This is a genomic window from Janthinobacterium sp. SUN120 (assembly GCF_030397735.1).
Lineage (GTDB): Bacteria > Pseudomonadota > Gammaproteobacteria > Burkholderiales > Burkholderiaceae_D > Janthinobacterium > Janthinobacterium kumbetense.
This window is the reverse complement of sequence record NZ_JAPUBW010000001.1, coordinates 14,772-26,570: the sequence shown is the minus strand read 5'-3', so window position 1 is coordinate 26,570 and position 11,799 is coordinate 14,772. Positions and strand designations below refer to the sequence as shown.

Genomic DNA, 11,799 nt, shown 5'->3' with positions numbered 1-11,799 from the left:
TCTCTTTAGCAGCATTGGCAAGCGGCAAGTAAGGTGACAGGAGCTTATTGCGCATGGCTGCCTCCTGCGGCTGGCGCGGCGGCGGGTACGCGCGGTGCGACGACAGGCTGGTTGGCGCTGTCCGTTGCCTGGGCCGGCGCGGCGGCCGGCTGGCTGCTGAAGCTCAAGCCCCCTCCCTTGCCGCCCTCCCTTTCCACACTGCGCACCTCGCCCTGCGCGCGGCGCGCCTTGACTTGCTCGAGCACGGGATTCGAGCACGAACCTTCGATGAAGTCGGCGCGCAGCAGCTCGCCGTTCTTGGTATCGAGGAACAGGCTGTGCGGATCGCCCAGGTTGCGGTTCGACGCTTCCATCATGCGGCTGGCGCGCGGCAGGGTCGAACCATCGACCTTGATCACGTGGCTGTTCGGCGTGATGCCGCAATAGCTGTACTTGCCTTCCACGTCCGTGGTGAAGTTCGTGCCATCCTCCATGTACAGCCGCACGCCCGGGATGCCCAGTTCCTCGCCATCCTGCACGTGGTTGTTGTTGCAGTCCACAAACACCTTGCCGGCGATACAGGCATCCGTCGTGAACACGCCGCCCGTCACTTTCACTTTCGCGCGCGCCTCGTTCGAGGGCGGGCCGTTGGTGGTCGTTGCCTGGGCGCGGTTGATGCCGTCGCCCTGCAGCGAACCGACGCCCACGCGCAGGCGGTAGCGGAAGCTGGCGCTGGCGTTCGGGGCCAGCGATTCCAGCTTGAAGCTCAGCTGGGGACCAGGCTTGCCGGAAGGATCGGGCTGCAGCACATTGTTGCGCGTGGTGGTGCCGTCGATGTAGCGGAAGCCGGCCGGCAGTTTATCGAGCACGCTGACGCCGAACGCCGTCGCCAGGCCCGTGTTCTTCACCTCGATCGTGTATTGCAGGCTGTCGCCGATCTCGGCTTGCGCCTTGTTGACGCTCTTGCTGATCAACAACATCGGCTTGTCCTTCGTGTTGAACACGACGGGCGTAAAGCTGGGCGGCGTGGCGCCTGGCGTGGCCGGCAGCAGCAAGGTGTCGGCCGAACTGGCCAGGGCCAGCACGCTGGCCGGCGCCACCGGCGTGCTGATCCCGCCGGCGGCGCTGTAGCTGTGGCCGATGTTGCGCCCGCTTCCATCCGTGCCCAGCATGGTGCTCGCATACACCTGGTTCAATTGCGGCACGGTGGGAATCGCCGCCACGCTGCCGAAGTCGACCAGCACCGTGAAGACGATGTTGCAGCTTTCCTGCGGCTGCAAGTCGCCCTGGCCGCTCAGCAAGCCAAACACGGTGACGCCGTTGAAGTCGGCATTCGCCACGCAAGCCGTGGCGCCGGCGGGCCGCGCCGTGACGGCCAGGCTGCCCGGCTTGAAGGTGACGCTGGTGGCCGTGGGGAAGACGGCCTTCAGGTTTTCCGCCACCTGCACCATGGTCGAGGTCGGGTAGCCGGCAGGATAGCGGTTGGCCACCTGCACCGTGTAGCTGATCTCGAACTTGCTGGCATCGACCTGCTGCTGCGCCGACACGGCCTTGATGACATCGACCACTTGCCGCAGCAAGACCACGGGCGTGGGCGTGTCTTCGCCCGTGAAGGCGACGCCGCCCACGGTATCCGACGCATTGCCGTTGCGGTTAGGATCGACCTTGTCCGCCAGCGCGGCCACCTCCGCCGCCGTCGCCGCGGCGCCCGCATGGCTGCCGCCATTGTTGGACGCATCGAACACGAGGCTGCCCACGGGCGGCGTGTACGTGGGGTTGGCGGCGATCACGCCTGCCGCCGGGGCGGGCGGCACACTGATGGCGCCGCCTCCGTTGGCGACATTGCCGCCCAGCGCGCTGGCAAACACGCTGTTGTTGTACTGCGGCAAGGTCGTCTCCTGCACCGTGATTTCCACGGTGAAAGTAATGACGCTCAACTCGCCCTCGCCCAAGGCCGCATCACCATTGAGCAAACGCAAGTCGCTGCCGCCGCAACCGCCCGTAAAGCCCGGATTGACGGCCAGCTGCCGGCTGCCGCCAATGGCGGGCGCGGCAGGCGGCGCGACGATGCGGCACGCGACCGGTTCGGGGAAGGCGGCGCGCAGGCTGTCGAGCGCCTGCACATTCTGCGCCGCGCCCTTGCCCACGTTGCGGATCACCACCGTGTACGGCACGTTGAAGACCTTGGCCGACAGCTGGGTCACCTTGCCCACGCCCAGCGCCGCGCCGATGGCGGGATTCGCCACTTCCGTGACGGCCGTGCAATCGGATGCCTGCGCGCAACGCGGCAAGTCGGGACCTGTCGGCACGATGGTATTGCTCAGGGTGCCGCTGGCCGCCACTTTCGCGCTCACCGTGACGGCGGCCACGGCATTCGGCGCCAGGCCGGCCGGCACCATGCAGACGAGTTTATTCGCCGCCAGCGGCGCGCACGTGGTCGGTGCGGCAGGCGTGACAACGATCTCCGCCAGGCTGGCGGCCAGGTCATCCGTCAAGGTGATGGCCGCCGTGGTGGCGCCGCTGCCGCTGTTGGTGGCCGTGATGGTCCAGCTGATGGTGTCGCCGATGCTGGCATTGGCCTTGTCCGCCACTTTCTTGACCATCACGCTGGGGCTGGTGACGTTGGTGGTGGTCTGGCAATCGGCCGGAGACAAGCACAGCGGCGCATCGGGCCCGGACGGCACGACGCGGTTGAGCGCCGCGCCCGCCTGGGTGACGGTCGCCGACACTTCCACGCTGGCTTCGCCGCCATTGCCGATCAGGCCGGCAGGCACGCTGCAAGTGAGCACATTGCCCGCCACGGGCGCGCAAGTGGTGCGCACGGGCGTGAGCACCACATTCGCCAGGCCGGCCGGCAAGGTGTCGACCAGGGTCATGACGGCGCGCGTGGGGCCGGTGCCCGTATTGCTGGCCGTGATGGTCCACACGACGGTATCGCCCACATTGGCGCTGGCGCGGTTGACGCTTTTCCGCACCGCTACCTTGGGTCCCGTCAGCACGACGCTCGATTCGCAGCTGTTCGCCTGCGCGCAAGCCGGGTTGTCGGGTCCGCTCGGCATGACGCGGTTCGACAGCACGCCTTCCAGCGTGCCCGTGGCCGTCACGCGCACGCTGCGCGTGCCATTGCCGATAGCCAATTGACCAGCAGCAATGCTGCAGCTTTGCACGCTGTTCGCCACCCAGTTCGCCAGCGGCGGGCACGTCACGCCCGCATCGGCGTTGACCGCCAGCACCGTCAGGTTCGGCGGCAGGATGTCCGCCAGGGTCACCACGCCCAGGTTGGCCACGCCGCCGCTGTTGATGGCGGTAATGGTCCAGATGATGCTGTCGCCCACGTTGGCATTGCCGACGTGGGCCGTCTTGCTGACGCGAATCACGGGACCAGGCATGGTCACCGTGGCCGTGTTCGGCAAGTCGTACTGCACCTCCGTCGAGCTGGTAGCGATGATGCTGACGATGGTCGACACATTGCTGGCCGGCTGGATATACGACAGGCCAAAGCTGTGCAGTTCGTTGGCCGCCAGGCTGGCGGGCAAGCCCGTCACCGTCAGCATGCCGCTGACGGCGTCATAGCTGCCGGCCGCGCCGTTCAGGGTCACGCCCATCAGGCCTTGTGCCAGTTTCAGGCTGTACGTCACGTTCTCGGCCGTGCCGGGACCCACATTGCTGTAGCTGACGATGCCGTTGATCTGGTCGCCGGCGCTGGTGGTGCCGGGGAAACCGTTCAGGGTGGTGGTCACGTCGACCAGCAGCTTGATGGCCGTGGTGGTGGTGGTGCAGTCCGCCGCCTGCGCGCAGACAGGATTGTCCGGGCCGCTTGGCAAGACCGTGTTCTGCAGCACGCCGGCCGCGCTGGCCGTGGCGCGCAGCACCACTTGCGCCTGTCCGCCCGGCGCCAGGCCGGCCGTCACGCTGCACGTGACGATATTGCCTGCCACGGGCGCGCAGGTGGCCAGTTGCGTGGACAGCACTTGCACGCCGCTGACGCCCGCTGGCAGGTTGTCGGTCAGCACGATGGCGGACTTGGTCGCGCCCGTGCCGCCATTGCTGGCGGTGATGGTCCAGGTCAGCAAGTCGCCCACGCTGACACTGCTCTTGTCGACGCTCTTGCGCACCGTCACTTGCGGCGCGACGAGGGTCGTCGTGGCTTGGCAGGCGCTGGCCGTATCGCAGGCAGGGTTGTCGCCGCCGCTGGGCACGACGCGGTTCGACAGGCTGCCGCCCGCAGTGCCGCGTCCCGTGATGACGACCTTGCGGCTGCCATTGCCGGCTGCCAATTGACCTGCCGCAATCGTGCATGACTGCACGCTGCCTGCCGTCCAGCTGGCGGCTGGCGGACAGCTCACGCCCCCATCGGGCGTCACGCCGAGCACGACGATATTGGCGGGCAGCACGTCGGCGATGACGACGGCGTTTTGATTCGGCAAGTTGCCCGTGTTCGTGGCCGTGATGCTCCAGGTCAGGATATCACCGACGGCCGCGTTCACCTTGTCGACCGTCTTGCTGGCGCGAATCACGGGACCGGGCAAGTTCGTCGTCGCCGTATTCGGCAAGTCGTTGACGATTTCCGTGGAACTGGTCCCCACCACGCTGGTGATGCGCGAGCTGTTGCTGGCTGGCTGGGTGTAGAACAGGTTGAAACTGGCGCTCTGCCCCGCGATCAGGGTGGCCGGCAAGCCGCTCAGCACGTACAAGCCCGTGGCGCTGTTGTAGACGCCGCTGATGCCGGGCGCGCCGCTGACGGGGCTGAGCGAGACGCCGCTCAAGCCCGCTTCCAGTTGCAGGCTGTAAGTCACCGTTTCCGCTACGCCCGGCCCCACGTTGGCAAACGTCACCACGCCGCGGATGGCGTCGCCCGCGTTGCTGCTGGCGGGAAAACCGTTCAGGGTGGTGGTCACGTCGACCAGCAGTTTCGACACCACCGTGGTGGTCTGGCAATCGCCGGGCACGGCGCAGACGGGATTGTCCGGCCCGCCCGGCAGCAGCGCATTGACGAGGCTGCCCGACAGGGTCGCCGTGGCGCTCAGCTTGACGGTGGCGGCGCTGCCGGCGGCCAGGCCGGCCGGCACGCTGCAGTTGACGACATTGCCCGCCGGTGCGGCGCAGGTGACGGGCGTCACCGGCGTCACCAGCACGTTCGCCAGGCCCGCAGGCAGGGTATCGGCCAGGGTGGCGATGGCCGTGCTCGGTCCCGTGCCGGTATTGCGCAAGGTCAAGGTCCACGTCAGGGTATCGCCCACGTTGGCCGCCGTCTTGTCGACCGTCTTGCTGGCGTGCAGCAGCGGCGAACTGACGGTGCTGGTGGTGCTGCAATCGCCCGCCTGCAGGCAGACGGGGTTATCCGTGCCGCTGGCGCTGACGCCATTCACCAGGCTGCCAGCGGCGGCGGCCCGCGCCGTCACTTGCAGCGTGGCATTGCCGCCGGCGGCCAGGCCGGCCGGCACGCTGCACGTGAGCACATTGCCGGCCAGCGGCGCGCAGGTGACGGGCGCGGCGGGCGTGACGACGATATTCGCCAGGCCGGCCGGCAAGGTGTCGGTGAGGGTGACGACGGCCGTGCTGGCCCCCGTGCCGCTATTGGCCAGCGTGACCGTCCACGTCAGGCTGTCGCCGATATTCAGGGCCAGCTTGTCGACGCTCTTGCTCAGCGCGAGGCTGGGGCTGGTGATGGTGGTCTGCGTCTGGCAGCTGTTGGCCTGGAAGCAGGCTGGATTGTCCGGACCGCTCGGCATGACCTGGTTGGCCAGGTTGCCGCCCGCGCTGGCCTTGCCGGTCAGCACGATCTGGCGCTGGCCGTTGCCGGCCGCCAACTGGCCGATGGCCACGCTGCAGCTCTGGCTGCTGTTGGCCACCCAGCTGGCCAGCGGCGGACAGGTGACGCCGCTGTCGGGCGAAACATTCGTCACGACGATATTGGCTGGCAGCAAGTCCGTCAGGATCACGGCGCCCTGGTTGGCGAGGCTGCCCGTGTTGCTGGCCGTAATCGTCCAGATAATTTCCTCGCCGACATTCGCCACGGCCTTGTTGGCCGTCTTGCTGACGCGAATGATAGAGCCAGGCATGGTGACGGTGGCCACGTTGGGCTGGTCGTTCGGCACTTCCGTCGACGTCGTGGCGATGCGGCTGACCACGGTCGACAGGTTGCTGGCCGGCTGGATGTAGCTGAGCTGGAAGCTGAAGCCCTGCCCTGCCGCCAGGGTGGCGGGCACGCCGCTGAAGGTCACCAGGCCGGAGCCGCCGTTGTAGCTGCCCGTCACGCCGCCGAGGTTGACGCCGGCCAGGCCGGGCGCCAGTTGCAGGCTGTACGTCACGCCTTCGGCCGGGCCGGGGCCGATATTGCTGAAATTGACGGTGCCGGCAATCGTGTCGCCCGCATGCGTGCTGCCAGGAAAGCCGTTCAGGGTGGTGGTCACGTCGACCAGCAGTTTCACGGCCGTGCTGGTGGTGCTGCAATCGCCGGGCTGCGGGCAGACGGGATTATCAAGACCGCTCGGCACCACCGTATTGACATAGGCGCCGGCCGCATTGGCCACGCCCTTGACGACGATATTGAGCGTGGCGCCCGCCGCCATGCCGGCGGGAATGGAACACACGAGCTGGTTGCCGTTCGGCACCGCGCACGTGGCGGGCGACGCGGGCAACACTTGCCACAGGGTCAGGTTGGCCGGCAAGGTGTCCGTCAGGGTGACGATGCCCATGGTCGCGCCCGTGCCCGTATTGGCCACGGCTATCGTCCACGTCAGCGCCTCGCCCACGTTGATATTGCTCTTGTCGACGGTTTTACGCACGGCCACTTGCGGGCTGAGGATGGTGGTCGTCGTCTGGCACGAAGCGGCCTGGGCGCAGGCGGGATTGTCTGGCCCGCTCGGCAGCACTTTATTGCCCAGGCTGCCTCCGGCCGTGCCCCTGGCCGTGATGGTGATGCTGCGGCTGCCATTCACGGCGGCCAGCTGGCCTGGCGCGACGGTACACGCTTGCGCGCTGTTGGCCAGCCAGCTGGCCAGCGGCGGACAGCTGACGCCCGCGCCCGGCGTGACGGACAGCACCGCCACGTTGGCGGGCAGGATATCGGTCAGGGTCAGCACGCCCAGGTTGGCCAGGCTGCCCGTGTTCGTGGCCGTGATGGTCCAGGTGATCGTCTCGCCCACGTTGGCCGTCGTCTTGTCGGCCAGTTTCGTCACGCGGATGATGGGGCCGGGCACGGTTGCCGTGGCCGTGTTCGGCAAGTGGTTCGGCACTTCCACCGAGGTGGTGGCGATGCTCGACGTCACCATCGACAGGTTGTCGGCCGGCTGCGTGTAGCTGACATTGAAACTGGTGCTCTGGCCATTCGCCAGGCCCGCGGGCAAGCCGCTGAGGGTGACGACGCCCGTGGCGGAATTGTAGCTGCCCACGGCGCCCGTCAGGGTGACATTGCTCAAGCCGGGCGTCAGTTGCAGGGTGTACGTGACGCCTTCGGCCGGGCCCGGTCCCACGTTGGCGTAGGTGACGGTGCCGGAAATCATGTCGCCCGCCAGGGTATTCGGCGGGAAATTATTCAGGGTGGTGGTGACGTCGACGAGCAGCTTGACCACCGTGGTGGTGGTGCCGCAATCGCCGGGCAGCACGCAGGCGGGAGTATCGGGACCCGATGGCAGCACGTTGTTGACGGCGGCGCCAGCCACGGTGACCGTGGCGCTGACGACGATTTTCGCCGAGGCGCCGGGGGCCAGGCCGGCCGGCACGCTGCATGCGAGGTTCTGGCCCGCCACGGGCGCGCAGGTGGCGGGCGCCTGCGGGCTGACGACGACGTTCGACAGCCCTGCCGGCAAGGTGTCGGCCAAGGTGACGGCGCCCGTGCTGGCGCCCGTGCCGCTATTGCTCACCGTCAAGGTCCACGTGAGCGTGTCGCCCACGTTGACGCTGGCCTTGTCGACGGTTTTCTTCACGGCCACGTTCGGCCTGGTGACGGTGGTGGTGGTCTGGCAATCGCCCGGAGTGGCGCAGGCGGGATTGTCGACGCCGCCCGGCACGAGGCTGTTGGCCACCGTGCCGGCCGCATTCGCCACGGCCTTGATGGTCACCGTTGCCTGCATGCCGCTGGCCAGGCCAGGCGGCACCGTGCACGTCAGCGTGGTGCCGGCGGGCACGCCGCAACTGGCGGGCGCCACGGGCAGGATCTGCAGCGCGCCCACATTGGCGGGCAAAGTATCGGTCAGGGTGATCGGGCCATTCGTGGGGCCGCTGCCGCTGTTGATGGCTTTCAGGGTCCACGTGATGGTGTCGCCGAGGTTGACGGTGGTCCTGTCGACGCCTTTCGTCACGGCCACGCTGGGGCTGGTCACCGTGCTGGTGGTGGCGCAGGCGGCAGGCGTGGCGCAGGCCGGGTTGTCGGCGCCGGACGGCACGACGCTGTTGTTGTAGGTGCCCGCTGCAGCAGGCTGGGCCGTGACGGTGAAACCGGCCACGCCGCCATTCGCGGCCAGGCCGGCCGGTACCGTGCACGTGAGGATATTGCCCACCGGCGCGGCGCAGGTGGCGCTGCCGACCAGCGCCACGTTCACGCCCGTCAGGTTGGCCGGCAAGGTGTCGGTCAGGGTGATGGGCGCGGTGCTCACGCCATCGCCGCTATTGGTCGCCGTGACGCTCCAGGTCAGGGTGGCGCCGATATTGATGCTGGCGTGGTCGACGGTTTTCGTCACCGCCACCTTGGGGCTGGTGATCGCAGTGACCGTACTGCAATTTTCCGCCGTGGCGCAGGATGGATTATCGGGGCCGGCCGGCATGATGCGGTTGGCCAGGCTGCCGCCCGCCGTCGCATGCGCCGTGATGCTGACGCTACGGCTGCCGTTCAGGGCCGCCAGCTGGCCGGCGGCGATGGTGCACGTCTGGGTGCTCGACGCCACCCAGGCCGCCAGCGGCGGGCAGGTCACCCCGGGCGCCGCCACCACGTTCGTCACCACCAGGTTGGGCGGCAGCAGATCGGCCAGGCTCACGACGCCCTGGTTGGCGATATTGCCCGTATTGCTGGCCGTAATCGTCCACGTGATGTTTTCACCCACGTTGGCCGTCAGCTTGTCGGCCACCTTGGTGACGCGCACGTTCGGCCCCGGCACCATCACGGTGGCCGTATTCGGCAAGTCGTTGGCCACTTCGACGGAGGTGGTTGCGACCACGCTGGTGACAAACGAGGTGTTCGTGGGCGGCTGCGTATAGCTGAGATTGAAGGTGACGCCCTGCCCGGCCGCCAGGTTCGGCGGCAGGCCCGACAGGACGATGAAACCCGTGCCCGCGTTGTACACACCCGTCACGCCGCCGACGGACACGCCCGTCAAGCCAGGCGGCAATTGCAGCGTGTATGTGACGTTTTCCGCCGCGCCCGGTCCCATGTTGCGGTAGGTAACCGTGCCGCTGATGGCATCGCCCGCATTCGTCGAGCCGGGAAAGCCGTTCAGGGTGGTGGTGACGTCCACCAGCGCCTTGCTGACCACGGTGGTGGTCTGGCAGGCGCCCGCCGTGGCGCAGCTGGCGCCATTGCCGCCGGACGGCGCCACGCTGTTGATGAAACTGCCCGCCGCCGTCGGCACGCCAGTGAGGCTGACCAGGGCGCTGGCGCCCGGCGCCAGGCCGGCCGGCACCGTGCAAGTGAGCGTATTGCCGGCCAGCGGCGCGCAGGTGGCCGGCGCCGTGGGCGTGACGACGATGCCGGCCAGGTTGGCCGGCAAGGTATCGGTCAGGGTCAGGATGGCCGTGGTGGCGCCCGTGCCGGTATTGTTCGCCGTCAAGGTCCACTGCACCGTGTCACCGATGAAGGCGCTGGTCTTGTCGACGCTTTTTTGCACGCGCACGAGCGGGCTGACGATGCCCAGGCTGTCGCTGTCGACGTTGTTCGCGGGAATCGGGTCCAGCGTGCTCGCGCCGGCCGTGGTGGTGATCGTCAGGCTGCCGCTGGCGGGCAGGTTAAAAGTGGAACTGCAATTGATGCGCGAGCCGGGAATGAACGGCGACACGGGCGCGCTGCAGCTGGCCGTGGCGCCGGCGGGCAAGCCGCTCATCACGCAGGTGGGCGCGGCCGCGCTGTCGGGGCCGTTGTTCGTGCACACGCCCGTCACCGTCACGGGCGAACCGGCATTGTAGGGACCGGCCGGCACCGTCGTGACGGCTTGCATGTCCGCCTGCAGGCGGCGGTTGCTGATGGTACAGGTGACGGGCGCCTCGGGCATGGTGAAGTTGCCCGCGTTGGCCGCGCCGCTGGAAATGACGGCGGCCGTATCCGTGCGCACGCAGCTGTAGCTGCTCTGGTACTGGGCCAGCACGGTGGCCGTGCCCGCGGTTTCCGCAAACGTGACGAGGTTGCCCACGCGCACCACGGCGCTGGCCGTGGCGCCGTTGCCGCCCTGCACGCCGGCCGTGCCGTTGGCATTCATGATGAACAGGCCGCTGTCGCCGACCGGCGCCAGCACCTTGAGCACCGTCAAGGTATTCGTCCTGACCGTGGCCGTGGTGCTGCTGCTGTTGTTGCTCAGATCGCTATCCGTTTCGTTGGGCGAAACGGTCACATTGGCCGTATTCACGATGCTGGCGGCGTCGCCCGGCGTGGCCGTGACCGTCACCGTCAGATAGGCACCCGCGGTAGGGTCGCTGACGGCGCCATTCACGGGCAGGTTGCCCATGGTAATGCTCACGTTGTTGCTGCCCGAACCCGAGGTTTTCGTGCCGCAGGAAGCGCTGCCGCTGGCGGCGCAGGTCCAGCTGACATTGCTCAGGCTGGCCGGCAGCACGTCGCTGAAGGTGGCCCCCGTGCTGAGGGCCGGGCCGCGGTTCCACACCTTCATGGTGTAGCTCAGGGGCTTGCCGACGGAAAACTGCGCCGGTCCCACCTTGCTGACGGCCAGGTCCGTCTTGCTATTGGTACAGTCGGCATAGGAACTGGCCAGGCCGGGATCGCGCAATTGCGCAGCGGGAATAATTTCCGTCACATTGTCAGGACGCGTCCAGCGCATGTGCAAATAATTGATGCCGCCCACGTTATTCCACAGGACGCGGGCCAGATAACAGCCGCCGGGCGTGGCGCTATTGAAATTGCCGGCCAAATTCTGGAAATCCGTTTCATTATTCGAATATTCGGCCACGCTGCCCACGGCCACGTTGTACACGGTATTGCGGTAATTGGTCGAATATTGGGTCGAGAAATCCACCTTCACATCGTCATCGTGCGCGACGCTGAATTTGTAATTGCCCGCCTGGGGAAATACCACCAGCGTGTACATCACGCGGCCCATGATCCAGGCCCGGCAGGCGGCCGACGTTTGCTGCGTATCGAAGTTGCATAACTGCCCGGGATTGGCGGTGGTGCCATTGGCCCAGTCCAGCTGCGCCGACGTCCCCGTGCGCGCCGCGTTGGCGGCGGGATTGGCGGCCAGTGCCGCCAGGCTGGCGAGCCGGCCCGTGCTGCCCGCGTTGAAACCGTTGTTGTAATTGGGCGCGGGCGGATTGGCCGGCACCCGCTCGATGCCGCGGTAATCCTCCCACAGCACCTGTGCGGCGGCGGGCGCGGCGGCGCCCAGCAGCAGGGAAGCGAGCGCCAGCGGCGCAACATGACACTTGGAAAGATGAGGCAGGCGGGCGCGGCCGACAAGCGCGGCCAGCATCCCCAGATAGCGCCCGGCGGACGAAAAAGCTGCGTGGCGGCCGGAACGGCCTGCCGTTTCCTGGTGTGTTTTGATCATGTTGTTCGCTAAGAAATGTACCGCTGCAAGATGCAGACAAATATAAAAATGACATTTATTTGTCATGATTATATGAACAAGTAACACTTCAAGCGTACGACAACAGTGGTTT

General features: G+C 67.3%; 1 protein-coding gene. It reads right to left on the bottom strand.

Annotated features, from left to right (window positions below; translation table 11 throughout):
* Positions 1–44: 44 nt before the first annotated feature.
* Positions 45–11,687 carry a hypothetical protein gene (locus O0879_RS00055; RefSeq protein WP_289914153.1) on the bottom strand — a complete coding sequence of 3,881 codons (11,643 nt, stop codon included), beginning with the start codon at positions 11,685–11,687 and terminating at the stop codon, positions 45–47.
* Positions 11,688–11,799: the final 112 nt, after the last annotated feature.